Source organism: Metapseudomonas otitidis, assembly GCF_011397855.1.
Classification (GTDB): Bacteria; Pseudomonadota; Gammaproteobacteria; order Pseudomonadales; family Pseudomonadaceae; genus Metapseudomonas; species Metapseudomonas otitidis.
The window spans coordinates 669,600-695,411 of sequence record NZ_AP022642.1 but is presented as its reverse complement, the minus strand read 5'-3'; the positions used below and the strand labels follow the sequence as shown (position 1 = coordinate 695,411).

22 protein-coding genes, 6 tRNA genes and 3 rRNA genes are annotated in these 25,812 nt (G+C 59.4%); 9 read left to right on the top strand and 22 right to left on the bottom strand.

Going from position 1 to position 25,812, the window contains the following annotated elements:
- Positions 1-43 precede the first annotated feature (43 nt).
- The 16 genes from nusG to tyrS form a co-directional block, all read right to left on the bottom strand.
- A complete protein-coding gene (gene nusG, locus PotMrB4_RS03305; RefSeq protein ID WP_044410915.1) occupies positions 44-577 on the bottom strand; it encodes a transcription termination/antitermination protein NusG in 534 nt (177 codons plus the stop codon).
- A 10-nt stretch (positions 578-587) separates the two neighbouring features.
- Positions 588-956, bottom strand: a complete 369-nt coding sequence (gene secE, locus PotMrB4_RS03300) for a preprotein translocase subunit SecE (protein ID WP_142012515.1) — start codon at positions 954-956, stop codon at positions 588-590.
- Positions 957-1,004: 48 nt separating this feature from the next.
- Positions 1,005-1,080 (bottom strand) — tRNA-Trp (locus PotMrB4_RS03295).
- 53 nt (positions 1,081-1,133) lie between these two features.
- Complete coding sequence (gene tuf, locus PotMrB4_RS03290) at positions 1,134-2,327, bottom strand: elongation factor Tu (RefSeq protein WP_044410941.1); 1,194 nt, start codon at positions 2,325-2,327, stop codon at positions 1,134-1,136.
- Positions 2,328-2,411: 84 nt separating this feature from the next.
- Positions 2,412-2,487: transfer RNA gene (locus PotMrB4_RS03285), tRNA-Thr, on the bottom strand.
- Between the two features lie 26 nt (positions 2,488-2,513).
- Positions 2,514-2,587 (bottom strand) — tRNA-Gly (locus PotMrB4_RS03280).
- Positions 2,588-2,612: 25 nt separating this feature from the next.
- Positions 2,613-2,697: transfer RNA gene (locus PotMrB4_RS03275), tRNA-Tyr, on the bottom strand.
- Between the two features lie 142 nt (positions 2,698-2,839).
- A complete protein-coding gene (locus tag PotMrB4_RS03270) occupies positions 2,840-3,520 on the bottom strand; it encodes an SPOR domain-containing protein (protein WP_074974299.1) in 681 nt (226 codons plus the stop codon).
- 8 nt (positions 3,521-3,528) lie between these two features.
- Complete coding sequence (locus tag PotMrB4_RS03265; RefSeq protein WP_074974301.1) at positions 3,529-4,278, bottom strand: type III pantothenate kinase; 750 nt, start codon at positions 4,276-4,278, stop codon at positions 3,529-3,531.
- Positions 4,262-5,212, bottom strand: a complete 951-nt coding sequence (birA, locus tag PotMrB4_RS03260; protein ID WP_172432508.1) for a bifunctional biotin--[acetyl-CoA-carboxylase] ligase/biotin operon repressor BirA — start codon at positions 5,210-5,212, stop codon at positions 4,262-4,264. The genes PotMrB4_RS03265 and birA overlap by 17 nt, the downstream gene beginning before the upstream one ends.
- Before the next feature lie 178 nt (positions 5,213-5,390).
- Positions 5,391-5,506: ribosomal RNA gene (gene rrf / locus PotMrB4_RS03255) — 5S ribosomal RNA — on the bottom strand.
- A gap of 122 nt (positions 5,507-5,628) precedes the next feature.
- Positions 5,629-8,518: ribosomal RNA gene (locus PotMrB4_RS03250) — 23S ribosomal RNA — on the bottom strand.
- 224 nt (positions 8,519-8,742) lie between these two features.
- A tRNA-Ala gene (locus PotMrB4_RS03245) sits at positions 8,743-8,818 on the bottom strand.
- A gap of 26 nt (positions 8,819-8,844) precedes the next feature.
- Positions 8,845-8,921, bottom strand: a tRNA-Ile gene (locus tag PotMrB4_RS03240).
- Positions 8,922-9,014: 93 nt separating this feature from the next.
- Positions 9,015-10,549 (bottom strand): 16S ribosomal RNA (locus PotMrB4_RS03235).
- The 16S, 23S and 5S rRNA genes sit together here with 2 tRNA genes alongside, the layout of an rRNA operon.
- A 516-nt stretch (positions 10,550-11,065) precedes the next feature.
- On the bottom strand, positions 11,066-12,265 hold the full coding sequence (gene tyrS / locus PotMrB4_RS03230) for a tyrosine--tRNA ligase (protein WP_172432507.1): 1,200 nt from the start codon (positions 12,263-12,265) through the stop codon (positions 11,066-11,068).
- A 179-nt stretch (positions 12,266-12,444) separates the two neighbouring features.
- On the opposite strand from tyrS, the gene PotMrB4_RS03225 reads away from it, so the two are divergent.
- Together PotMrB4_RS03225 and PotMrB4_RS03220 are read left to right on the top strand one after the other, a co-directional pair.
- Positions 12,445-13,890: a peptidoglycan DD-metalloendopeptidase family protein gene (locus PotMrB4_RS03225; protein ID WP_172432506.1), complete on the top strand. Its 1,446-nt coding sequence runs from the start codon at positions 12,445-12,447 to the stop codon at positions 13,888-13,890.
- A gap of 4 nt (positions 13,891-13,894) precedes the next feature.
- A complete protein-coding gene (locus tag PotMrB4_RS03220; protein ID WP_172432505.1) occupies positions 13,895-14,986 on the top strand; it encodes an anhydro-N-acetylmuramic acid kinase in 1,092 nt (363 codons plus the stop codon).
- A gap of 47 nt (positions 14,987-15,033) precedes the next feature.
- Here PotMrB4_RS03220 and erpA read toward each other — a convergent pair whose 3' ends face one another.
- The 3 genes from erpA to PotMrB4_RS03205 form a co-directional block, all read right to left on the bottom strand.
- On the bottom strand, positions 15,034-15,384 hold the full coding sequence (erpA, locus tag PotMrB4_RS03215) for an iron-sulfur cluster insertion protein ErpA (protein ID WP_044405735.1): 351 nt from the start codon (positions 15,382-15,384) through the stop codon (positions 15,034-15,036).
- Between the two features lie 81 nt (positions 15,385-15,465).
- Positions 15,466-15,879, bottom strand: a complete 414-nt coding sequence (locus tag PotMrB4_RS03210) for a bactofilin family protein (protein ID WP_044405734.1) — start codon at positions 15,877-15,879, stop codon at positions 15,466-15,468.
- 4 nt (positions 15,880-15,883) lie between these two features.
- Positions 15,884-16,609 carry a DUF6776 family protein gene (locus tag PotMrB4_RS03205; RefSeq protein ID WP_232060788.1) on the bottom strand — a complete coding sequence of 242 codons (726 nt, stop codon included), beginning with the start codon at positions 16,607-16,609 and terminating at the stop codon, positions 15,884-15,886.
- A 188-nt stretch (positions 16,610-16,797) separates the two neighbouring features.
- Between PotMrB4_RS03205 and hemJ the strand changes: the two genes are divergently transcribed.
- From hemJ to PotMrB4_RS03180, 5 genes are all read left to right on the top strand, one after another.
- Positions 16,798-17,223 carry a protoporphyrinogen oxidase HemJ gene (gene hemJ, locus PotMrB4_RS03200; RefSeq protein WP_172432504.1) on the top strand — a complete coding sequence of 142 codons (426 nt, stop codon included), beginning with the start codon at positions 16,798-16,800 and terminating at the stop codon, positions 17,221-17,223.
- A gap of 22 nt (positions 17,224-17,245) precedes the next feature.
- On the top strand, positions 17,246-18,208 hold the full coding sequence (locus PotMrB4_RS03195; protein WP_172432503.1) for an NAD(P)H-dependent flavin oxidoreductase: 963 nt from the start codon (positions 17,246-17,248) through the stop codon (positions 18,206-18,208).
- Positions 18,205-19,464 carry an alanine racemase gene (locus PotMrB4_RS03190; protein ID WP_172432502.1) on the top strand — a complete coding sequence of 420 codons (1,260 nt, stop codon included), beginning with the start codon at positions 18,205-18,207 and terminating at the stop codon, positions 19,462-19,464. Before PotMrB4_RS03195 ends, PotMrB4_RS03190 begins: the two co-directional genes overlap by 4 nt.
- 97 nt (positions 19,465-19,561) lie before the next feature.
- On the top strand, positions 19,562-20,707 hold the full coding sequence (locus PotMrB4_RS03185; protein ID WP_172432501.1) for a DUF805 domain-containing protein: 1,146 nt from the start codon (positions 19,562-19,564) through the stop codon (positions 20,705-20,707).
- A gap of 52 nt (positions 20,708-20,759) precedes the next feature.
- On the top strand, positions 20,760-21,548 hold the full coding sequence (locus PotMrB4_RS03180; RefSeq protein WP_044405725.1) for an SDR family NAD(P)-dependent oxidoreductase: 789 nt from the start codon (positions 20,760-20,762) through the stop codon (positions 21,546-21,548).
- A 10-nt stretch (positions 21,549-21,558) separates the two neighbouring features.
- On the opposite strand, the gene PotMrB4_RS03175 is transcribed toward PotMrB4_RS03180, so the two are convergent.
- Positions 21,559-23,040: an AAA family ATPase gene (locus PotMrB4_RS03175; RefSeq protein ID WP_172432500.1), complete on the bottom strand. Its 1,482-nt coding sequence runs from the start codon at positions 23,038-23,040 to the stop codon at positions 21,559-21,561.
- An 89-nt stretch (positions 23,041-23,129) separates the two neighbouring features.
- Between PotMrB4_RS03175 and PotMrB4_RS03170 the strand changes: the two genes are divergently transcribed.
- Both PotMrB4_RS03170 and coq7 read left to right on the top strand, forming a co-directional pair.
- Positions 23,130-23,468: a histidine triad nucleotide-binding protein gene (locus PotMrB4_RS03170; protein ID WP_172432499.1), complete on the top strand. Its 339-nt coding sequence runs from the start codon at positions 23,130-23,132 to the stop codon at positions 23,466-23,468.
- Positions 23,469-23,572: 104 nt separating this feature from the next.
- Entirely contained in the window at positions 23,573-24,220 is a 648-nt protein-coding gene (gene coq7, locus PotMrB4_RS03165; protein ID WP_044405720.1) for a 2-polyprenyl-3-methyl-6-methoxy-1,4-benzoquinone monooxygenase, read from the top strand.
- A 67-nt stretch (positions 24,221-24,287) separates the two neighbouring features.
- Here the strand turns inward: coq7 and speD are convergent, their stop codons facing one another.
- Both speD and PotMrB4_RS03155 read right to left on the bottom strand, forming a co-directional pair.
- Entirely contained in the window at positions 24,288-25,082 is a 795-nt protein-coding gene (speD, locus tag PotMrB4_RS03160; protein WP_044405718.1) for an adenosylmethionine decarboxylase, read from the bottom strand.
- 225 nt (positions 25,083-25,307) lie between these two features.
- Positions 25,308-25,730, bottom strand: coding sequence for an OsmC family protein (locus PotMrB4_RS03155; protein ID WP_074967502.1), 423 nt, complete (start codon positions 25,728-25,730; stop codon positions 25,308-25,310).
- Positions 25,731-25,812 lie beyond the last annotated feature (82 nt).

Below are 25,812 nucleotides of genomic sequence, written 5' to 3'. Positions count from 1 at the left end.
AACCCCGCAACCATTGGCTGCGGGGTATGGGATGCATCTACAGCTAGACCTTTTCGACCTGGCTGAACTCCAACTCGACAGGAGTGGAGCGACCGAAGATGAGCACAGCAACTTGAATGCGGCTCTTCTCGTAATTAACCTCTTCAACCACGCCATTGAAATCCGCAAACGGACCATCAATGACACGAACAGTCTCGCCCGGCTCGAACAGGGTTTTGGGCTTCGGCTTGTCACCACTATCAGCAACACGGCGAAGAATCGCCTCAGCCTCACGCTCAGTGATGGGAGCGGGCTTGTCCGCAGTACCACCGATGAACCCCATGACACGAGGAGTGTCCTTGATCAGGTGCCAGGTGGCTTCATTCATCTCCATCTGGACCAGCACATATCCAGGAAAGAACTTCCGCTCACTCTTGCGCTTCTGACCATTGCGCATTTCGACCACTTCTTCTGTCGGCACGAGGATCTCACCAAACTGATCCTCCATACCCGCAAGCTTCACGCGCTCAACGAGAGAACGCATGACATGCTTCTCATAACCGGAATACGCGTGAACAACGTACCAACGCTTAGCCACGGGGCACCCTTTAACCAACAATCATCGAAACAAGCCAACCCAGCAGGGAATCCAAGCCCCACAGGAGCAGCGCCATGACAAGAACAACCGCAACCACAATCAGCGTGGTCTGAGTAGTTTCCTGACGAGTCGGCCAGACCACCTTGCGGATCTCGACACGCGCTTCTTTGGCCAGAGAAAAGAACGCCTGCCCCTTGACGGTCTGCAGCGCAACAAAAGCGGCAGCACCACCCAGAACCAGGAGAGCAAGGACGCGATAGATAATCGGCTGATCAGCGAAGTAGTGGTTACCCACAACCCCCACAACAACCAGAAAAGCCACAACGATCCACTTCAACGCATCGAAGCGAGTTTCTTTGGCTTCAAGCTTGGCATTCATTGGAAAGGACCTTGTGTGGAGATTGCCAGACCCCAGGACCGGGAAATCTGGCAGGCCAGGAGGGAATCGAACCCCCAACCTGCGGTTTTGGAGACCGCCGCTCTGCCAATTGAGCTACTGGCCTGTAACAAAATCAGGCCGACCATTATGCCGGCCTGTTAACGCAAGATCAACTACTTATTCGATGATCTTGGCGACGACGCCGGCGCCAACGGTACGACCGCCTTCGCGGATTGCGAAGCGCAGGCCATCTTCCATGGCGATCGGAGCGATCAGGGTGACGACCATCTTGATGTTGTCACCCGGCATTACCATTTCAACGCCTTCCGGCAGCTCGCAGTTGCCAGTCACGTCGGTGGTACGGAAGTAGAACTGCGGACGGTAGCCCTTGAAGAACGGGGTGTGACGACCACCCTCTTCCTTGGACAGCACGTACACTTCGCACTCGAACTTGGTGTGCGGCTTGATGGTGCCCGGCTTGGCCAGAACCTGGCCACGCTCCACTTCGTCACGCTTGGTGCCACGCAGCAGGATACCAACGTTCTCACCAGCACGGCCTTCGTCCAGCAGCTTGCGGAACATTTCAACGCCGGTGCAGATGGTCTTGGAGGTAGCACGGATACCAACGATCTCAACTTCCTCTTGAACGCGAACGATACCGCGCTCAACACGACCGGTCACAACGGTGCCACGGCCGGAGATGGAGAACACGTCTTCGATCGGCATCAGGAACGGCTGGTCAACGGCACGAATGGGCTCCGGAATGTAGGAGTCCAGGGTCTCTACCAGCTTGCGAACAGCGGAGACACCGATTTCGTTGTCGTCTTTGCCTTCCAGCGCCATCAGCGCGGAGCCGATGACGATCGGAGTGTCGTCGCCCGGGAAGTCGTAGGTGTTCAGCAGATCGCGAACTTCCATCTCGACCAGCTCCAGCAGCTCGGCGTCGTCAACCATGTCGGCCTTGTTCAGGAACACGACGATGTAGGGAACGCCTACCTGACGGGACAGCAGGATGTGCTCGCGAGTCTGCGGCATGGGGCCGTCAGCAGCGGAGCAAACCAGGATCGCGCCGTCCATCTGGGCAGCACCGGTGATCATGTTCTTCACGTAGTCAGCGTGACCAGGGCAGTCAACGTGAGCGTAGTGACGAGTAGCGGAATCGTACTCAACGTGGGAAGTGTTGATGGTGATACCGCGAGCTTTCTCTTCCGGAGCGTTGTCGATCTGATCGAACGCACGAGCCGAACCACCCCAGGTCTCGGAGCAGACTTTGGTCAGGGCAGCAGTCAGAGTGGTCTTGCCATGGTCAACGTGACCAATGGTGCCGACGTTGACGTGCGGTTTGTTACGTTCGAATTTTTCTTTAGCCATCGAGAACGTCTCCCATCAATGAATTGAGCGAGTCACGCCACCATTAAAACAAAGGCAGATATTTTCATATCTGCCTTTGTAAGATGGAGCTCATGAGCGGATTTGAACCGCTGACCTCACCCTTACCAAGGGTGTGCTCTACCAGCTGAGCTACATGAGCCAAACACATTGCACAAACATCAAACCTGGAGCGGGTAGCGGGAATCGAACCCGCATCATCAGCTTGGAAGGCTGAGGTTCTACCACTGAACTATACCCGCGGAGCCTGGTGCTCACGCTTGAATCTGGTGGAGGGAGAAGGATTCGAACCTTCGAAGTCTATGACGTCAGATTTACAGTCTGATCCCTTTGGCCACTCGGGAATCCCTCCAATCGGGAGGCGGCATTTTCATCGTAGCCACCCCTGCTGTCAAGCTTTTTCTCATTAAAATCTTGAGGTTAGCTATTTTTGACAGCGCTTCGGCAAACATCTCTTTAGGCCTGCCTGCGAAGCGGGCGCCATTCTATGCAAACTATTCGTGAGATGCAACACCCTGGCAGGGCATAATTTTGTGCTGAAGACCCGGAAAATCTTTCACAAGCGTCGCTAGCAAAGCGTCATCCACAAGTCGACGGCCCTCTCCATCCACGCGAACCCAGTAATCGCGGTGAGCGCGTGGCAACTCACGCATAAGAGGCTCGTACCCCGCATCCTTGAGACGCGTCATTACACTCTCGGCCGAGTCAAGTCTTGGAAAAATCCCAAGTGAGATGCCGTTCTGCAGGTCGCCCTGACTGATCAGGTAGCTGTCGATCTTGCGAGCCTGGAGCTCCTTCAATTGCCGCAACGATGCCTGCCTGGAGGCAAGCGGAGCGAGATAGACCCAGTAGTCAACGCCTGCAGCAGCATCCACACTTTGAATGCTGCTCTGGATATTCAGGGCTAGCAGCCTTTGCTCAACACCCTTCACTTGCTCCTCACGATCCAGGCCTCCCAAAAACAGACAAACCTGAGCATCAGGCAAAGGCGCTGACTGCTGCTGAGCACGAGGGGCAGTATTTTCCTTGGACTCACTCAACAAACGAATGTCTTGCTGCCCCCCCCTGTAAAGAGACAGTGTCTCGACTTCTTTGACCTGGAGAGGGGCCTGTTGTTGGTGCCAAACGTAATAGAAGAGATTCAGCACCAATAAGAGCAGGAACAGCCAGCGCATGGACAACCTCAGTCAAATGGACACGCAATCGCAAGCCCGGAGAAAACCAGATCAGGAGCCAATCTCGCATTGGGCACTTCCTCTTTTACCAATGCAGCATCCCCTCCGGTGAGAAAAATGCAGAAATCCTCTCCCAACTGTTGTCGGGCCAGATCCAATTGCATGCGCACGAACCCCTTGAGCATCAAAAGGCAACCTCGCTCAACGGCTTCAGCGGTGTTCCGCCCTGGCTTCATGTGCGCCACCGCTTGAGCGGCAGCTTCGTCGTCATACCGGATTCGTCGCGTATGCGTTCTGAGCTGGCTACGCATGAGTGGCACTCCTGGACATATATATCCCCCGAGATGCACGCCACTGGAAGTTACGAAGTCGGAGGTTACCGCCGTACCGAGATCAAGCACGAGCGATGCGCTCTTGCTGACGTGGTAGGCGGCAACGACAGCAAGCCATCGATCCAGTCCAAGCTTGTGGAAATCCTCATAGCCATTAACGACTCCCGCCAATACCTTCGAAGAGGATGCGAGCAGAGGCCTTGCATGAAACGCTTGTTCAAGAGCCTGCAGCAGCGCGGAAGTTTCCTCCTCCGAGCGCACACTGACTAATCGGCACTGCTGAATGCCTGAGTAGTCGGAGGCCTTGATTGCCTGGATGACATTGTCGCCATCAGCAGCAACACCTGAAATGAGCGCTCCTTCACTGTCGGTGCCAAGCAGGCGCCATTTGATGAAGCTGTTGCCACAGTCAAGCTCTAGAATCATCTCGCAACCTCAAACTGAGCTCTCCCCCGTTTAGCAGCAACTCGGTGCCCCCCACATCAAGGCGAAGAGCGCCACTTTTATCAATACCAAGAACCACACCGTCCACACGCTTGCTGGCGGTTAGTACGGATACCTCCCTTCCGGTCCACGCATGATGGAGCTCCCACTCCCTCCGAACAGCAGCGAACCCCTCTCCCAGGCAACGGCGGAGCTCACATAGAAGAGCAGCAGCAATTTGCGTGCGATCCTGAAGGGATCCAATCTCGGAACGGACGGACGTCCACTCCTGGGTAATTTCTGCCTGTCGGCTCAACATATTGACGTTGAGCCCGACACCAATAACGACATTGCAGATATCAGCTGGATCTCCCACGAGCTCGATGAGAATTCCGGCAATCTTCCGCTCCGCCACCAAAACATCATTGGGCCACTTGAGCTGCGCGGAATTCACACCTAGCGACTGAAGAACCCGCAACACGGCAACACCAACCAGCAGGCTCATTCCCTCAAGCTGTCTGACGCCTCCATCTATCCTGATTACGCATGAGAGATAGAGATTCTCACCATAGGGTGATACCCAGGCTCGCCCTCGACGACCGCGCCCACCAGACTGGTGCTCCGCCAAGACAACAAATGGCGCCTGTACGCCTTGGGATAACAAGCGCAGTGCTTCCGCGTTTGTAGAGTCAATGCTCTCATGGATAAAGATTGGCCACGGCTCACCTAGGGCGAAAAGACGCTCCTGGGAAAGAGGCTCGAATGGAGAAGCAAGGCGATAACCTTTTCCCCGGACCCTATGGATATCCAGGCCGTAAGCAGCCTCAAGGTGCTTCAGATGCTTCCAGACAGCAGCACGGGAAATGCCAAGCGCCTCCCCCAGGAACTCTCCGGAATGAAACTGGCCATCCTGAAGGAGACGTATCAGATTCAACATAACGCTCAGCCTCTTTACGAGGCAGGCATCATAACGGCGCCCTGTTGGGTTGCATAGAAAAGGGATGGGGTGCAGACCTTAACGAGTGGGCCCTGCTGCAGGAAAGGTCGATTCGATTTTCATCCGCGCAAAGTCAAACCCCCGATCACCTTTCGATGATCGGGGGTTTGGTATAGGTGCTTGACGATGACCTACTCTCACATGGGGAAACCCCACACTACCATCGGCGATGCATCGTTTCACTACTGAGTTCGGGATGGGATCAGGTGGTTCCAACGCTCTATGGTCGTCAAGCAATTCTTTAGGGTGATCGTCGAGACGCTCACCCGAATTCGGGTATGTGACAGTACTTTGCGGTTCAATCGAACTTTCGGTTTGTCGACTTCACCAACAACACCAGATTGTTTGGGTGTTATATGGTCAAGCCTCACGGGCAATTAGTATTGGTTAGCTCAACGCCTCACAGCGCTTACACACCCAACCTATCAACGTCGTAGTCTTCGACGGCCCTTTAGGGGATTCAAGATCCCAGTGAGATCTCATCTTGAGGCGAGTTTCCCGCTTAGATGCTTTCAGCGGTTATCTCTTCCGAACATAGCTACCCGGCAGTGCCACTGGCGTGACAACCGGAACACCAGAGGTTCGTCCACTCCGGTCCTCTCGTACTAGGAGCAGCCCCTCTCAAATCTCAAACGTCCACGGCAGATAGGGACCGAACTGTCTCACGACGTTCTAAACCCAGCTCGCGTACCACTTTAAATGGCGAACAGCCATACCCTTGGGACCGGCTTCAGCCCCAGGATGTGATGAGCCGACATCGAGGTGCCAAACACCGCCGTCGATATGAACTCTTGGGCGGTATCAGCCTGTTATCCCCGGAGTACCTTTTATCCGTTGAGCGATGGCCCTTCCATACAGAACCACCGGATCACTAAGACCTACTTTCGTACCTGCTCGACGTGTCTGTCTCGCAGTCAAGCGCGCTTTTGCCTTTATACTCTGCGACCGATTTCCGACCGGTCTGAGCGCACCTTCGTACTCCTCCGTTACTCTTTGGGAGGAGACCGCCCCAGTCAAACTGCCCACCATACACTGTCCTCGATCCGGATGACGGACCAGAGTTAGAACCTCAAGCATGCCAGGGTGGTATTTCAAGGATGGCTCCACGAGAACTGGCGTCCTCGCTTCAAAGCCTCCCACCTATCCTACACAAGCAGGCTCAAAGTCCAGTGCAAAGCTACAGTAAAGGTTCACGGGGTCTTTCCGTCTAGCCGCGGATACACTGCATCTTCACAGCGATTTCAATTTCACTGAGTCTCGGGTGGAGACAGCGCCGCCATCGTTACGCCATTCGTGCAGGTCGGAACTTACCCGACAAGGAATTTCGCTACCTTAGGACCGTTATAGTTACGGCCGCCGTTTACCGGGGCTTCGATCAAGAGCTTCGCTTGCGCTAACCCCATCAATTAACCTTCCGGCACCGGGCAGGCGTCACACCCTATACGTCCACTTTCGTGTTTGCAGAGTGCTGTGTTTTTAATAAACAGTCGCAGCGGCCTGGTATCTTCGACCGGCATGGGCTTACGGAGTAAATCCTTCACCCTCACCGGCGCACCTTCTCCCGAAGTTACGGTGCCATTTTGCCTAGTTCCTTCACCCGAGTTCTCTCAAGCGCCTTGGTATTCTCTACCCAACCACCTGTGTCGGTTTGGGGTACGGTTCCTAGTTACCTGAAGCTTAGAAGCTTTTCCTGGAAGCATGGCATCGACCACTTCGTCATCTAAAAGATAACTCGTCATCAGCTCTCGGCATTGAGCGCCCGGATTTTCCTAAGCACCCTGCCTACCACCTTAAACTTGGACAACCAACGCCAAGCTGGCCTAGCCTTCTCCGTCCCTCCATCGCAGTAACTAGAAGTACGGGAATATTAACCCGTTTCCCATCGACTACGCTTTTCAGCCTCGCCTTAGGGGCCGACTCACCCTGCGTCGATTAACGTTGCGCAGGAACCCTTGGTCTTTCGGCGTGGGTGTTTTTCACACCCATTGTCGTTACTCATGTCAGCATTCGCACTTCTGATACCTCCAGCGAGCTTCTCAACTCACCTTCACAGGCTTACAGAACGCTCCTCTACCGCGTCACTTACGTGACACCCGCAGCTTCGGTGTGTGGTTTGAGCCCCGTTACATCTTCCGCGCAGGCCGACTCGACTAGTGAGCTATTACGCTTTCTTTAAAGGATGGCTGCTTCTAAGCCAACCTCCTAGCTGTCTAAGCCTTCCCACATCGTTTCCCACTTAACCACAACTTTGGGACCTTAGCTGGCGGTCTGGGTTGTTTCCCTTTTCACGACGGACGTTAGCACCCGCCGTGTGTCTCCCACGCTCGGCACTTCCGGTATTCGGAGTTTGCATCGGTTTGGTAAGTCGGGATGACCCCCTAGCCGAAACAGTGCTCTACCCCCGGAGTGATACGTGAGGCGCTACCTAAATAGCTTTCGAGGAGAACCAGCTATCTCCGAGCTTGATTAGCCTTTCACTCCGATCCACAAGTCATCCGCTACCTTTTCAACGGGAGTCGGTTCGGTCCTCCAGTCAGTGTTACCTAACCTTCAACCTGCTCATGGATAGATCGCCCGGTTTCGGGTCTATACCCAGCGACTAAACGCCCTATTAAGACTCGCTTTCGCTACGCCTCCCCTATTCGGTTAAGCTCGCCACTGAATATAAGTCGCTGACCCATTATACAAAAGGTACGCAGTCACCTAACAAAGTAGGCTCCCACTGCTTGTACGCATACGGTTTCAGGTTCTATTTCACTCCCCTCTCCGGGGTTCTTTTCGCCTTTCCCTCACGGTACTGGTTCACTATCGGTCAGTCAGTAGTATTTAGCCTTGGAGGATGGTCCCCCCATGTTCAGACAAAGTTTCACGTGCTCCGTCCTACTCGATTTCACTTCAAGGACCTTTTCGCGTACGGGGCTATCACCCACTATGGCCGCACTTTCCAGAGCGTTCCGCTAAAATCCAAGAAGCTTAAGGGCTAATCCCCGTTCGCTCGCCACTACTAAGGGAATCTCGGTTGATTTCTTTTCCTCAGGGTACTTAGATGTTTCAGTTCCCCTGGTTCGCCTCTTGCACCTATGGATTCAGTACAAGATACCTAGGTTATCCTAGGTGGGTTCCCCCATTCAGAGATCTCCGGATCAAAGTCTGTTTGCCGACTCCCCGAAGCTTATCGCAGGCTACCACGTCTTTCATCGCCTCTGACTGCCAAGGCATCCACCGTATGCGCTTCTTCACTTGACCATATAACCCCAAGCAATCTGCCAGTGGCCATGGTGTGAAGACGACATTCGCCGAAAATTCGCGCTTGAACTCGCAAATTTTGCCTTGAGTTGCTGAGTGCAGTGAAACACTCAACAAGTCACTTCTATCACATACCCAAATTTTTAAAGAACGTTCTGGCGCAAAGACCAGAAATCAATACCTGAACCAGGTACTCATTTCTGAACTTTCAGCGATTGTGTGGATGGTGGAGCCAAGGAGGATCGAACTCCTGACCTCCTGCGTGCAAAGCAGGCGCTCTCCCAGCTGAGCTATGGCCCCTTCAGACCTGCTGCGCCCTCGACAATTGGTGGGTCTGGGCAGATTCGAACTGCCGACCTCACCCTTATCAGGGGTGCGCTCTAACCAACTGAGCTACAGACCCAATCGTCACACTTTCGGGTCTAAACCCAATCGCTTTTCGCAAGTGAATCAAGCAATTCGTGTGGGAGCTTATGAAGAAGCTGATGTCTTCGATTAAGGAGGTGATCCAGCCGCAGGTTCCCCTACGGCTACCTTGTTACGACTTCACCCCAGTCATGAATCACTCCGTTGTAACCGTCCTCCTTGCGGTTAGACTAGCTACTTCTGGAGCAACCCACTCCCATGGTGTGACGGGCGGTGTGTACAAGGCCCGGGAACGTATTCACCGTGACATTCTGATTCACGATTACTAGCGATTCCGACTTCACGCAGTCGAGTTGCAGACTGCGATCCGGACTACGATCGGTTTTATGGGATTAGCTCCACCTCGCGGCTTGGCAACCCTTTGTACCGACCATTGTAGCACGTGTGTAGCCCTGGCCGTAAGGGCCATGATGACTTGACGTCATCCCCACCTTCCTCCGGTTTGTCACCGGCAGTCTCCTTAGAGTGCCCCCCGAGGTGCTGGTAACTAAGGACAAGGGTTGCGCTCGTTACGGGACTTAACCCAACATCTCACGACACGAGCTGACGACAGCCATGCAGCACCTGTGTCAGAGTTCCCGAAGGCACCAATCCATCTCTGGAAAGTTCTCTGCATGTCAAGGCCAGGTAAGGTTCTTCGCGTTGCTTCGAATTAAACCACATGCTCCACCGCTTGTGCGGGCCCCCGTCAATTCATTTGAGTTTTAACCTTGCGGCCGTACTCCCCAGGCGGTCGACTTATCGCGTTAGCTGCGCCACTAAGATCTCAAGGATCCCAACGGCTAGTCGACATCGTTTACGGCGTGGACTACCAGGGTATCTAATCCTGTTTGCTCCCCACGCTTTCGCACCTCAGTGTCAGTATCAGTCCAGGTGGTCGCCTTCGCCACTGGTGTTCCTTCCTATATCTACGCATTTCACCGCTACACAGGAAATTCCACCACCCTCTACCGTACTCTAGCTCAGTAGTTTTGGATGCAATTCCCAGGTTGAGCCCGGGGCTTTCACATCCAACTTGCTGAACCACCTACGCGCGCTTTACGCCCAGTAATTCCGATTAACGCTTGCACCCTTCGTATTACCGCGGCTGCTGGCACGAAGTTAGCCGGTGCTTATTCTGTTGGTAACGTCAAAACAGCAAGGTATTAACTTACTGCCCTTCCTCCCAACTTAAAGTGCTTTACAATCCGAAGACCTTCTTCACACACGCGGCATGGCTGGATCAGGCTTTCGCCCATTGTCCAATATTCCCCACTGCTGCCTCCCGTAGGAGTCTGGACCGTGTCTCAGTTCCAGTGTGACTGATCATCCTCTCAGACCAGTTACGGATCGTCGCCTTGGTGGGCCATTACCCCACCAACTAGCTAATCCGACCTAGGCTCATCTGATAGCGTGAGGTCCGAAGATCCCCCACTTTCTCCCGTAGGACGTATGCGGTATTAGCGTTCCTTTCGAAACGTTATCCCCCACTACCAGGCAGATTCCTAGGCATTACTCACCCGTCCGCCGCTGAATCATGGAGCAAGCTCCACTCATCCGCTCGACTTGCATGTGTTAGGCCTGCCGCCAGCGTTCAATCTGAGCCATGATCAAACTCTTCAGTTCAATACTGCTTGGGTTTTGAGAAAACCCTAAACTTGGCTCAGCAATCGCAAATAAACTCTCGAATTCACGAGTGTTACTTGTGTTGCTGATAATCAGTCGACTACCAGTCTTACATCACAAGCACCCACACGAATTGCTTGATTCAAATTTTTAAAGAGCGTTTCGATCAAGTCTTTCGTCTCAACCGAGGCCGCGCATTATACAGCAGCCTTTCTTTCTGTCAAGCTGTTTTTCGAAGAATTTTTTCTTTCTACTCAACAACTTGCGCATCCGTCGAAACACTCTTCAACATCAGCGGGAGGCGAATCATACAGCATTCAAACTCGCTGTCAACACCTCTTTTCAGCAATCAACCCAGCAAGCAGATCAATCACCGCGATTCCGCAACCACTCCGGAACCGCACCCCACTTCAAACACTTAACTCATTGATTTTCAAGGAGTTTTCGTTGCCCGCCGTGGGAGTGGTGCGCATTATAGAGACCTCAGCCACGGCGTCAACACCTATTTCCGAAAAATCACTCCGCCTTCAGCGAGATACGCGCGAACGCCTTCTTACCCGCCTGACATACATGACTTTTGCCCAACTCGAAAACGAACGAGCGATCGACCACTTGCCCATCGACGCGCACGCTACCTGCCGCCAAGAGATCACGCGCCGCAGCAGCGTTCTTCACCAATCCGGCCTTATTAAGGACAGACGACACCGGCATACCCTCGGATGCGAGCAACTCCACCTCAGGCAGGTCGTCCGGAAGCTCGCCATCCTTCATGCGATTGCCGGCCGAGCGATGAGCACTGGCCGCCGCCTCTTCACCATGGAAGCGAGCCACGATTTCCTCAGCCAGCTTGATCTTGATGTCACGAGGATTGGCCCCTGCCTCAACATCACGCTTGAACTGTTGGATTTCATCCATGGAGCGGAAGCTGAGCAACTCGAAGTAACGCCACATCAAGCTGTCTGGCATCGACACGAGCTTGTTGTACATGACGCCCGGCGCTTCCTGGATGCCCACATAGTTCCCCAGGGACTTGGACATCTTCTTGACCCCATCGAGCCCTTCAAGCAACGGCATGGTCACGATGCACTGGGACGCCTGCCCATAGGCACGCTGCAATTCGCGCCCCATCAACAGGTTGAACTTCTGGTCGGTACCGCCCAACTCGACATCGGCGCGAAGCGCAACAGAGTCATAGCCCTGCACCAACGGGTAGAGGAACTCATGGATCGCAATCGGTTGGTTGGTGGCGTAGCGCTTACTGAAGTCATCCCGCTCCAGCATCCGCGCCACTGTGTACTGGGAAGACAGGCGAATGAAGTCAGCCGGCGACAGCTGATCCATCCAGGTGGAGTTGAACGCCACCTCGGTCCGCTCGGGATCCAGGATCTTGAAAACCTGCGCCTTGTAGGTCTCCGCATTCTCCAGCACCTGCTCTCGAGTCAACGGAGGGCGAGTGGCACTCTTGCCGCTGGGATCACCGATCATTCCGGTGAAGTCCCCGATCAGGAAAACCACCTGATGCCCCAGCTCCTGAAACTGACGCAGCTTATTAATAAGGACGGTGTGCCCCAGGTGCAGATCAGGTGCCGTCGGATCGAAGCCGGCCTTGATGCGCAGCGGACGCCCCGTCTTGAGCTTCTCGATCAGCTCCGCCTCGACCAGTACTTCTTCCGCACCGCGCTTGATAAGCGCAAGCTGCTCCTCAACCGACTTCATGTAAGGCCCCGTGCCACGTAAAAACAAAAGGGAACCAAACATACAAGATCGCTGACTAATTACAAGTTTTGCGCCCGCAGCCAGACCGACCGCCGAAAGGTCGGTTCCCGAGGTTGCCTGAGGGCCTATTTGATTATATTTTAGGCAGTTAGATCACTTTCTTAATAACACCACACGCCATGACGCATAACGTTCCCAAAGCGCCGCGCTATCCGAAGAGCCATCTGCTGGCCGCAAGCGGTGTAGCTGCGCTTCTGAGCCTGGCCTTGCTGGTGTTCCCGTCTCGGGAAGTCGAGGCGAAGAAGACCTACATCAATCTGGACATGGACAACGGCGCCGAAGCGCTGATTCAGGAGAAGGACGATCTCCGACAGGGCCTATCCAGCGAAGGCGAGGCGAGCACTCCCTTTGCCACCATCGAACCGTCCGCGGATGCCAAGGACAGCGCAGCTAGCGATTCCAGCACGGATGAGCAGGATGCTTCCACATCAGCCTCCTCCTCGAGTACACCCGTCGATCCTGGCCTGAAGACCGTCAAGGTCGATAGCGGCGATACCCTGTCCACGCTGTTTGCCAAGGTCGGTCTCTCGGCGAGCGTGCTTCACGAGATTCTCGACAGCAGCAAGGATGCCAAGTCCCTCACCCGCCTCAAGGTCGGTCAGCCCTTCGAATTCCGGCTGACCCCGGAAGGCGAGTTCCAGAGCCTCCATTCCCAGCTGAGTGATCTGGAAGCCGTCACGCTCACCAAGACCGAGAAGGGCTACGACTTCAAGCGCGATATTGCCAAGCCTGATATCCACTCGGCTTACGCACACGGCGTGATCGACAGCTCGCTGTTCCTTTCCGCCAAACGTGCCGGCCTCTCCCACAACCTGACCATGGACCTGGCCAACATCTTCGACTACGACATCGACTTCGCACTCGATATTCGAGAAGGCGACGAGTTCGAGGTCATCTATGAGAAGAAGACCGTCAACGGCAAGGAAGTAGGCTCGGGCGCCATCCTCGCAGCGCGATTCACCAACCGCGGCAAGACCTATACCGCTGTCCGCTTTGCCAATGCCCAAGGTATCGCCAGCTATTTCCGTGACGATGGCACCGCGATGCGCAAGGCCTTCATCCGTACCCCTGTAGACTTCGCTCGGATCAGCTCCCGCTTCTCGCTGGGCCGCAAGCACCCCATCCTGAACAAGATCCGCGCGCACAAGGGCGTCGACTACGCCGCTCCACGCGGAACACCGATCAAGGCAACGGGTGATGGCAAGGTCATGCTCGCTGGGCGCCGTGGTGGCTACGGCAATGCCGTTATCATCCAGCACAGCGGCAAGTACCGCACCCTCTATGGGCACATGCAGGGCTTCGCCAAAGGCATCAAGACCGGCGTGAGCGTCAAGCAGGGCCAGATCATCGGCTACATCGGCACCACCGGGCTCTCGACTGGCCCGCATCTTCACTACGAGTTCCAGGTCAACGGCGAGCACGTCGACCCGCTCAGCGTGAAGCTCCCCATGGCCGATCCGCTCATCGCCAGCGAGAAGAAGCGTTTCCTGCAACTGAGTAAACCGCTCATGGCACGCATGGATCAGGAAAAGGCCACCATGCTTGCCCAGAACAAGCAGCAGTAAACGCATGCCGTACTACATCGGGGTCATGTCCGGTACCAGCCTGGACGGACTGGACATCGCCCTGATTGCGCAAGACAACCGCCCACAGCTTCTCGCCTCCCTTTACATCCCCATGCCTGGCGACCTGAAGGACGCCCTTCTCGCACTGTGCTCCCCCGGCGAGGACGAACTCGCCCGTGCAGCCCTGACGGAACAACGCTGGGTACGACTCGCGGCACAGGGTATCCAGCAACTCCTCCAGCAAGCAGGGCTCACCCCTGATGCCATTCGGGCGATAGGCAGTCACGGCCAGACGGTACGCCACGAGCCTGCCCGGAGGTTCACGATCCAGATCGGCAACTGTGCGCTCCTGGCAGAGCTGACCGGCATTACCGTTGTCGGTGACTTTCGTCGCCGGGACATGGCCGCAGGCGGGCAAGGCGCCCCATTGGTCCCTGCCTTCCATGAAGCCCTTTTCGGCAACGACTGCCATCGCGCCGTCCTGAACGTCGGCGGCTTCAGCAATCTTTCGCTCCTACAGCCAGAGCGCCCGGTCTTCGGCTTCGATTGTGGCCCCGGCAATGTCCTGCTGGATGCCTGGATAGCCCGCCATCAAGGCAAACCCTACGATGCGGATGGCAAATGGGCCGCCAGCGGCAAGATCGACGCAGCCCTGCTCCAGGCGCTGATGGCAGACGAATTCTTCCTCGCTCAAGGCCCCAAAAGCACGGGAAGGGAGCACTTCAACCTGCCCTGGCTGGACGACAAGCTGGCACGAATGGACACGCCGCCTTCTGCCGAGGACGTCCAGGCCACCCTGCTGGAGTTCACCGCACGCACGGTCATCGACGCCCTGCAGGCGGCTCAGCCGCGCACTGATGAGCTGCTGGTGTGCGGCGGTGGCGCGCGAAATAGCACCCTGATGAAGCGATTGGCCGACTTGCTCCCCTCTACCCGGGTTTGCAATACCGATGAAGCCGGCGTATCTGCGGACTGGATGGAAGCCATGGCCTTTGGCTGGCTCGCCCACTGCTGCCTGGAAGGCATACCCGCCAATCGCCCGAGCGTGACTGGCGCCCAGGGCCCCCGCATCCTCGGCGCGATCTACCCCGCCTGAAACGAAAACGCCGTGCATGAGCACGGCGTTCGGTAGACAAAGTCCGATCAGATCGAGAAGGACTGCCCACAGCCGCAGGTAGTGGCTGCATTGGGGTTCTTGATCACGAAGCGCGAGCCTTCCAGGCCTTCCTGGTAATCCACTTCGGCGCCTGCCAGGTACTGGAAGCTCATGGGGTCGACTACCAGGCTCACGCCGTCACGCTCGACGATGGTGTCATCGTCCGCCACGTCTTCATCGAAGGTGAAACCGTACTGGAAACCGGAACAACCGCCACCGGTGACGAAGACGCGGAGCTTCAGGCGCGGATTGCCTTCTTCATCGATCAGGTTCTTCACCTTGCTTGCGGCTCCCTGGGTGAACATCAGGGCGGTAGGGGTGAAGGATTCGACACTCATGATGCAACTCTCCCGGCTTGACGCCGCCATACTGCGCTATGGCGCCGCATTATCCGCTTACCCTAGAAAACTGGTCAACTATTAAGCATCGGCCTCATCGACCCGCGACGGCAGCTCGAGGGGCTTGGCGGACTCCTTGATCTGGCCCAGGCGCCCGTCGATCTGCGCGCCCATGGCCATCTCCATCAATCCATACAACACCGTACCCTTCACCCGCGCCCGTGCGCCCAGTTCCAGGTGCTCGCTGGCGTACACATCACCCTGCACCTCACCGTCGATGATGACGTGGGGCGCACGGATCTCACCCTGGACCAACCCGTCCACGCTGATGCGCACCATACCCTCCACTGCGGACAGGTTGCCCGTCAGGCGCCCATCCACCTGCACCGCGCCCTGGAAGCGCAGATCGCCCACCAGCTCGGCGCCGGTCGCGATGATGCTGGTCTTGCCGCTGTAACGCTGCAGGTCTGCCTTGGGTTTCTGCTTGTTCCACATAGGTTCATGACTCCTCGTCGGTCCAGTCGAACGTGCGCGTCAGCGGCTCACGCTGCCCCTCCACCCGCGCGCTAACCTCGATGCGACGTGGAACGAAGCCTTCCGGCAACTCCAGTTCGATGAAGCGCCCGGCATCGGGAATGGCCTGGAAATACTTGAATGAAAAAGGCACACCGCCCTTCGGCAGGTCCTTCGCCAGATCAGCCAGGAGCAAGGCCGTCTCCTTGTTCCCCTGGCGACCCAGGATGCGAATCGATAAAGCCCCTGCGAGCGCACGCTCGTCCTTGCCCACCCGGCTCAGCATCAGCCGCATGCGGTAGCGGGACGGCGTGTCCGTGCCGTGCACCTCCAGCGCGCGAATACGCAACCCATCCGCCTGGCGCTCGGGAGCCAGCACACCCTTGTAGACCGCCAGCTCCTGCTGCAGGGCAAAAACCTGCTCCTCCATCATCTTGATGGCCTGCCGGCTCTGTTCATTGGCCTGCTGGCCCAGGCGCTCGCCACTCTCCAGCACCGCCTGGCGCTGACGCAGTTGCTCCAGCTCGCGGGCCTGCTCCTGGTTCTGCTGCAGCAACTGGTCCCGCTGCTCGACCGCCTCGCGGGCACGCTCCGCCTGCTGCCAACCACCGGCGAAGAAGGAAGCCGGCAACGCCAGCACCAGCACACACAGCACCAGTCTCAGCAAACGTTCACGACGTGGATCACTGACACGGACTTCCCAACTGGCCATCAGCGGGCGCAGTCCAGGGATCGGAACAGGACAGAGAAGGCAAGAGCCATGCGAAACCACCTGGCCAGAGCGGCCCATTGCAAAGGCGCCGATGATAAAGCCCGATCCGCCATGGGCCAACCGCCGGGGTGACGCGCTGCCGCCTGAGCCTCTACTATCGGACCGATCTCACACAACGGACATTTTCCATGCTCTACCTCTGGCTCAAGGCCTTCCACATCATCGCCGTCGTCTGCTGGTTCGCCGGCCTCTTCTACCTGCCGCGCCTGTTCGTCTATCACGCCGCGGCGGAGGAGCAACCCAGCCGAGAGCGCTTCTGCATCATGGAGCGCAAGCTCTACCGCGGCATCATGGGTCCCTCGATGATTGCCACCCTCCTGCTGGGCGGCGCGATGCTGTACCTCAACCCTGGCTGGTTCAGCCAGGGCTGGCTGCACGCCAAACTCACCCTCGTGGTGCTGCTGATCGGCTACCACCACGCCTGCGGCGCGATGCTCAAGCGCTTCGCCCGTGGCGAGAACGCCCGCAGCCATGTCTTCTACCGCTGGTTCAATGAAGTCCCTGTGCTCTTCCTGCTGGCCATCGTCATTCTGGTCGTGGTCAAGCCCTTCTGATCCCATCCTAGAGGACCGTCGGATGTCACTGCCCGCCCTGCTCGAGAATCGCCTGCGTCTGCCCCTCGTCACCGCTCCGATGTTCCTGGTCTCGGCACCGTCCATGGCCCTGGCCAGTTGCAACGCCGGTGTCGTTGGCAGCTTCCCCGCCCTGAACCAGCGCGAGAGCGCCGGATTCGCCGCCTGGCTAGATGAAATCGCCGCTGGCCTGACAGCCGATGCGGCCCCCTACGCTGTCAACCTGATCGTCCACGGCAGCAACCCCCGTCTGCAGGCCGACCTGGCCATCTGCGTGGAAAAGAAGGTCCCGATCGTCATCACCAGCCTGGGCGCCGCGAAGGAAGTGGTGGACGCCGTGCACAGCTACGGCGGCCTGGTATTCCATGACGTCACCACCCGCCGCCATGCCGAAAAGGCTGCAGAAGCCGGTGTAGACGGGCTGATCGCCGTCGCAGCCGGCGCCGGTGGTCACGCCGGAACCTGGAGCCCCTTCGCCCTGGTCGCCGAGATCCGCCAGTTCTTCGACAAGACCCTGCTCCTGGCGGGCTGCCTCAACCACGGCCACGAGATCCTCGCGGCCCAGCTTCTGGGGGCGGACCTCGCCTACCTGGGTACCCGCTTCATCGCCACCCAGGAGAGCCAGGCCAGCGCCGCCTACAAGCAAATGCTGCTGGACGCACGGGCGGCCGACATCATCCACACCCCGGCCGTCTCGGGCGTCCCCGCCAGCTTCATGCGCCAGAGCCTGGAGGCCGCTGGATACGACCTCGCCCGACTGAACGACAAGGCAGACGTCAACTACGGCGAGAAGCTCAAGCCCGTGAGCGATGAAGCCAAGGCCTGGAAGACCGTCTGGTCGGCGGGCCAGGGCGTCGGAGACATCCACGACCTCCCCACCGTCGCCGAGTTGGTGGAGCGCCTCGACCGCGAATACCGCGCCGCCCTCCAGCACAGCGCACGCCTGGCCCAACCCTACCAGGGATGAAGCGCCGTCAACTGCTCGCAGGCCTCGGCGCGCTGGGCGCACTGGGGCTCTGGGCAGCGCGCCCTGCCGACCAAGGCGCGCCTCATGCCCCCTACTTCGCACAGTTGCAGGGGCTGCTGCGCCAACAGGGCGGCGGCGTGCCTCAACTGGTCATCGACCTCGACCGGCTCGACGCCAACGCAGACCTGCTGAGCAGCCGCCTCGGCAGCATGAAGCTGCGCCTGGTGAGCAAGTCGCTCGCCTCCACGGGCTTGCTCGACTATCTCTCCAAGCGCCTCGGCACCCGGCGCTTCATGGTCTTCCACCAGCCCCAGGCCAACCAGTTGGCCGAGGCATTCCCCGACAGCGACCTGCTGCTCGGCAAGCCACTGCCGGTCGCTGCCGCCCTGGCCTTCTACCAGCAGCTCGCCGCCAATGCGCCATTCGATCCGGATCGACAGGTCACCTGGCTGGTGGACAGCCCGGAGCGCCTGGTGCAGTACCGTGACATGGCACTCGCCCTGCAGCGCCCACTGTCCATTGCCCTGGAGATCGACATTGGCTTGCGGCGTGGCGGACACCGCTCGCCCGAGCGTCTCGCCGCCAGCCTCGCGCTAGTCGAGCACTCCCCCGAAGTGCTCAAGCTACGCGGGCTGATGGGCTACGACGCCCATGTGGCCCACGCCCCCTTCTGGGTCGGAGACGCCTTCGACCAGGCCAATGCCCGCTACCGTGAGTTCCTGGAACAGGCCACGCACGCCAGAAAGGCCTGGCCAGAAACACCGCTATTGAATGGTGCCGGTAGCCTCACCTGCATGCGCCATCTGACAGGCCCCAGCCCACTGAATGAGATCGCCGTAGGTTCGGTGCTGCTCAAGCCCTCGGACTTCGATGCCGAGAGCCTCGACGCCTACCAGGCCGCCTGCTGGATTGCCGCCCCCGTGCTCAAGGCAGGGGGCGGCACCCTGCCCTACCTCGAGGACACCCAGCGCCTTGTGAGCGCATGGAACCCGAATCGCGAACAGGCCTTCTATCTATATGGCGGTGACTGGCAAGCCATCCCGGCCTCGCCGGCCGGGCTCGCCTACGACCCGCTCTATGACCGCAGTGCCAACCAGGAGCGACTGATAGGCTCGGCGGCCAATGGCCTGCAGCCCGATGACTGGGTGTTTCTCCGTCCGCAGGTATCCGAGGGCCTGCTGGCCCGGTTCGGCTCCATGAGCCTGTTGCGACGCGGTCGTCTCGTCGGACGCTGGAAACCCTTGCCCACAGCGTGAAGCCCCCCGCTTTTTCTAGCCTCCACGGCTTGTAACCTGGGCGCCCCCACCAGTACGCTTTGCCATCCTCAACCCTACAGCCGACAAGGATGCCCGCATGTCCGACGCTCGCTACAAGATCGTATTCGAAGGTGAACTGATGCCCGGTGCGGCACTGGACTCGGTCAAGGAGAACCTCGCCCGCCTGTTCAAGAGCGACGCAGACAAGATCGACGCCCTGTTCAATGGCCGCCCCGTCGCCCTGAAGCGCGACCTCGAAGACGGCGAAGCGGACAAGTACCTGGCCGCCCTGCAACGTGCCGGTGCCAACGTCCGCAAGGAGCCCGACATCGCCGCTGGGCTGAGCCTGGTGGAGACCGAGGATCACCAATTGCAGCCTTCAGCTAACCCGGCTCCGGCTCCGGCTCCGGCTCCGATCATGACCGTAGACGAGCAGTCCAACATGACCTGCCCCAAGTGCGGCCATGCACAGCCCAAGGCCATCGAGTGCCAGGCCTGCGGCATCGTCATCGAGAAATTCCTGGCCCGCCAGGCCCAGCTCGCCGAGAGCACGCCGGCCGTGGTCGCACCGGGAACCGTCGCCGCATCTCCCTATGCCACACCCCAAGCCCAAGTCAGCGACTCCCTGCCAGAGTTCGGCGAGTTGCGCCCCTTCGGCGTTACCGGCCGCATCGGTCGGATGCGCTACATCGCCTGGTCGCTGGTCCTGATCATCGCAGCCCTGCCGGTCATGGGCCTCACCGCACTGCTGATGTCGCAGTTCCCGGTGTTCGGCGGCATTCTCTTCGCGCTGGAAATCATCGCCCTGGCCGTGGTCAGCGTGCAGTTCGGCGTCCAGCGCCTGCACGACATCGGCTGGTCGGGCTGGTTGTACCTGCTGAACTTCGTCCCCTTCGTAGGCTCGGTCTTCCCGCTGCTGATGATGGTGATTCCCGGTACCCAGGGCCCCAACCGCTACGGCCAGATCCAGCCGCCGAACAGCACCTCGGTGCTGGTCATGGCCTGGATCTCCATCGGCACCGGAATCCTCAGCGTACTGGCGATCATCGGCGTTCTGATGTTCGCCGGCGTCGGTGCCCTCAGCGCCCTGGACTCCGACTTCTCCGACAGCAGCTACGAGATGCCGGCCGACGTGGACGGCAGCGACTATGCCGCCGCCCCCGCCGACGAGGCGGAGTACTCGGACGACCAGGCAGTGGAAACCGAAGCACCGGCTGAACAGGACGACTACGAGTCGAACTGAGCAACCTCCCGGGGCCGGCGCTGTCCAACCCGGCCCCACCAGGAGATTCACGATGCCCCGCTATGCCCTCATCACCGGCGCTTCCAGCGGCCTGGGACTGGCCCTCGCAGAGGCCCTGGCTCGCCGGGGTCGCCACCTGATCCTGGTGGCTCGCCAGCGTGATGCGCTCGAGAGCATCGCCTATGAGCTGACCCAACGCTTTGGCGTCGAGGTCCTCTACCGCACCTGTGACCTCGCCGAGCCTCTCCAGCTATCCGGCCTGCTGCATGAGCTCAACCAGGGCGGTCGCCAGATCGACCTGCTGGTCAACAACGCCGGCATCGGCAGTGCCGGCCTCTATGTCCAGCAACCGTGGGGCCATGAGCAGGAGTTGATCGAGTTGAACATCCTCGCCCTGGCACGGCTCTGCCATGAGATCGGTGGCGCCATGGCCGGGCGGGGCGAAGGGCAGATCCTCAACGTCGCCTCCGTTGCCGGGTTCCAGCCCGGCGGCTGGATGAGCAACTACTACGCCAGCAAGGCCTACGTGCTGCACTTCTCCGAAGGCTTGCGCGAGGAACTGAAGCGCCATGGCGTGAAGGTCTCCGTCCTCTGCCCCGGCCCCGTGCGCACCGCCTTCTTCCGCCATGCCCGCATGGCCGGGGAAAAGCTGGAGGGCTCGCCCCTGCTGATGAGTGCGGAAGAGGTGGCGCTGTACACCGTACGCGCCCTGGAAAAAAACCGCGCCATCATCATCCCGGGTTGGCGCAACCGCCTGGCGGCAAAAGCAGCACGCTTCATGCCGCGCTGGCTGACGCGTCGCCTCACTGCCCGCATCAATCGCCGCTTCGTGGCCGGCTGAACGCGCCCGCTCAGTCCGCGCGCACGCAGCGACTGGCCGCCCAGCTTCGCAGGGCTGCCAACTCTTCCGACATGATCACCGACAACGGCGCCGTCCCCTGCAATTGCTGCAGGAGCAGCGCCTGGCTGACATCGCTTTGCGCTGCCTGAGCGGCGTAGTACATGCCCACGACGGCCTGCTCGATCTCGGCACCGGAAAACCCATCGGACGCCGACGCCAGCGCCGACAGGTCGAACAGGGCAAGGTCCATGCCCCGGCGGGACAGGTGGATGCGGAAGATCTCCGCACGGGTCGCCGGGTCCGGCAGGTCGACGAAGAACAGCTCGTCGAAGCGCCCTTTGCGCACCAGCTCCGGCGGCAGGCGATGAATGGCGTTGGCGGTGGCGATCATAAAGACCGGCGCCTTGCGCTCGGACATCCAGGTCAGCAGCGTCCCGAGCACTCGCTGGCTCACGCCCCCGTCATGGTCGCCGCTGGCCAGGCCTTTCTCGATCTCGTCCATCCACAGCACGCATGGCGCCATCTGCTCGGCGAGGCGCAGCGCCTCCCGCAGGTTGCGCTCGGTCTCACCGAAGAACTTGTTGTACAGGCAGGCGAAGTCGAGGCGCAGCAGGGGCAGCCCCCAAAGGCCGGCGACCGCCTTGGCGGCCAGGCTCTTGCCGCCGCCCTGAACCCCCACCAGCAGCATGCCCTTGGGGCGGTCCTCGGCCTCGCCGTCGATGAAAGCCCCCTGGCGCTCACCAAGCCAGCGCTTGAGGTTGGCCAGGCCGCCCACCTCGGCAAAACGTGCCGTGTCGTATTCGAAACTGAGCACGCCCTCCAGATCCAGCAGCTGGAACTTGGTCTTGTTCAGTTCCGGCAGGTCTTCCTGGGTGATGGCGCCGTCATCGCAGATCACATTGCGGGCCAGGGAGCGCGCCTCACCATGGCTGAGCCCCCGCAGGTTCTTCACCACCTGCTGGAGGGTGCGGTTGTCGGTGCGCACACGGGCGCCACGGTTGCGCTCGCTCCAGCGGGTCGCCTCCTCCCGGACGATGGCCAGCAGCTCATCCTCGCTGGGCAACGCCAAAGTGAAGCGGGCGCTGTAGCGTTGCACCTCCGGCGGCAGGCGCAAGGCGTGGGACACCAGCACCAGAGTCGGGCGCTGGGGCGAGTCGGCCATGGCCACTTCTTTCAGCAGGCGCACCAGCCGGGGGTTGTCCTCTAGGAACGGGTGCAAGTCGCACATCACGTACAGGCTGGACTGAAGGTCACCCTTGATCAGGCGCAGGGCCTTCTCGGGGTCGACCGTCTCCTCGCCCCCCAGGGGCTCGCCGCCGAAGCCGAGACGCTGCAGGCCCTCGGTCACCGACCAGGTGAACAGGCTCATGCCCCGCTTGACCGCGAGGGTGGTGAGGGTCTCCAGCACGCGCTGCTCATCCCAGGACTCGATGACGATGAGCTTGACCTTGGAATCGAGCACCAGGCCCAGGTCGTGGATATCGTTCTTCACACAGGCTCCTTGTGGGGTTCCGCTGCTGGCCGGAGTCGATGGTCCGCCGCTAGACTCGGGCGATTCTTATATCAGCCCGGAGAATCCAGGTGGACTGTCTGTTCTGCAAAATCGTCGCTGGGCAGATCCCGGCGCGCACGTTGTACGAAGACGATCACGTTGTCGCGTTCCATGACATCGGCCCACAGGCGCCGGTGCACTTCCTGGTCATCCCAAAGCGACACATCGAAACCCTCAACCATCTCACCGAGGATGACCGCGAGCTGGCCGGCCACATCCTGTTCACGGCACAGCGCCTGGCCCGGGAACAGGGCTGCGAGGAAGGCTTCCGCGTGGTGATGAACTGCAACGAACTGGGCGGGCAGACGGTCTATCACATCCATATGCACGTGCTCGGACTGCGCCAGCTGGACTGGCCCCCGGGCTGAGCCTCAAGTCAGCGGGCAGCGCCGGAATGCGACTGATCCCGATCAAGCCCGGCGGGGAGCAATGGAGTAAACTCTCCGCCAGTTTTCGCCTGTCGAGGTGCCCCATGGCTACCGAACGTCACTACTCACCCGCCGACCGCCTGCTGCTGCAGGCCGATGCCGCCCTCAAGACACTCCTGCCGTTCAAGGGCCAGCCTTACCGCCCGTCGCCCGCCAACCTGCAGGACGATGCGCCGATGAACGAGGACGACACGCGCCACGTGGCCGGCCTGATGCGCATCAACCACACCGGTGAGGTCTGTGCCCAGGCGCTGTACCAGGGCCAGGCGCTGACCGCCAAGCTGCCCGAGGTGCGCCAGGCGATGGAGCACGCCGCCGAGGAAGAGATCGACCACCTGGTCTGGTGCGAGCAGCGCATCCGTGAACTGGGCAGCCGCCCCAGCGTGCTCAACCCGCTGTTCTATGGCTTGTCGTTCGGTGTAGGTGCCATGGCCGGCCTGATCAGCGACCGCGTGAGCCTGGGCTTCGTCGCGGCCACCGAGGACCAGGTCTGCAAGCATCTGGACGAGCACCTGCACCAGATCCCGCCGCAGGACGCCAAGAGCCGCGCCATCCTCGAACAGATGCGGGTCGACGAGGAACACCACTCCACCACCGCCCTGGAAGCCGGCGGCCTGCGCTTCCCCGCCCCGGTGAAGTTCGGCATGACGCTGCTGTCCAAGGTGATGACCAAGAGCACTTACCGGATCTGATCCGGACACAGCACGTGAAAACAAAAGGGCGCCATTCGGCGCCCTTTGTCATTCCAGCTCGCTGCCCTCAACGGGGCATGTTGCGGGCATAGAAGATTTCCAGCATCTCGTGGCGCACGCGCTCTTCCACCTGCTGGCGCTGTTCAGCGGTCAGGTTGGAGGTGGCATCGCCGAACAGGTAGTTATCCAGTTCGAAGTCCTTGAGCAGCATCTTCGTGTGGAACAGGTTCTCCTGGTACACATTCACGTCGGTCATCTGGTACGCGTCGCGGGTGTCGTCGGACAGGTAGTTCTGGATCGAGTTGATCTCGTGGTCGATGAAGTGCTTGCGCCCTTCCACGTCACGGGTAAAGCCACGCACGCGATAGTCGACGGTGACGATGTCGGAGTCGAACTGGTGAATGAGGTAGTTCAGGGCCTTGAGCGGCGAAATCACGCCGCAGGTGGACACGTCGATGTCCACGCGGAAGGTCGCGATGCCTTCCACCGGATGGATCTCCGGGTAGGTGTGAACGGTGATGTGGCTCTTGTCCAGGTGGGCCAGGATCGTCTCGGGCAACGGGCCGGGGGATTCCTCGATCTGGCTGTCGGTGGGCGTCACCGGCTGCTCGGAAATGAGGATGGTGACGCTCGCACCCTGGGGATCGTAATCCTGCCGGGCGATGTTGAGGATGTTGGCACCGATGATGTCGACCACGTCGGTGAGGATCTGGGTCAGGCGCTCGGCGTCGTACTCTTCGTCGATGTACTGGACGTAGGCCTGCTGGTCCTCGGGGGTTTCCGCGTAGCAGATGTCATAGATGTTGAAGCTCAAGGTCTTCGTCAGGTTGTTGAACCCGTGGAGCTTGAGTTTGCTTTTCACCGTTTGTGAACTCTCGTCGTGTGCGGCTCTGCCGCGTGGTTGAGCATGCCCGTCAGAAGCGCACGACACTTCTGCGTAGGACGGTTTACACCTCTTCGCGATGGCGATTGTGGTTATCGGTTCTGGGGCTGAAGGCCCCTGGAATTCGAGGGGGCGCATTATGCAGATGACGAAAGCCATCTACCAGAGTTTGCGCCCCCAATATGATGATCGGATGTCGATGGCTCAGCCGAGTTCGACGATCTCGTAGTCGTGGGTGATCTCGACGCCCGCCCGCCCCAGCATGATGGAGGCGGAGCAGTATTTCTCGGCGGACAGTTCGACGGCCCGCTTGACCTGGGCTTCCTTGAGACCGCGTCCTTTCACCACGAAGTGCACGTGGATCTTGGTGAACACCTTCGGGTCCTCGTCGGCACGCTCGGCTTCGAGGAACGCCTCGCAACTTTCCACCGGCTGGCGCGACTTCTTGAGGATGCTCACCACGTCGAAGTTGGTGCAGCCGCCCAGCCCCAGCAGGAGCATCTCCATCGGCCGCACGCCGAGGTTGCGGCCACCGCTTTCCGGCGGACCATCCATCACCACCGCATGGCCGCTGCCGGACTCGCCGAGGAACAGGGCCTCGCCCGCCCACTGGATACGCGCTTTCATCACCAGACTCCAGGCTCTGAGAAAAAGGGGCGCCAGCTTATCACAGCGCCTGGCGGCACCCCGGCGTCACATACGCTGGTCG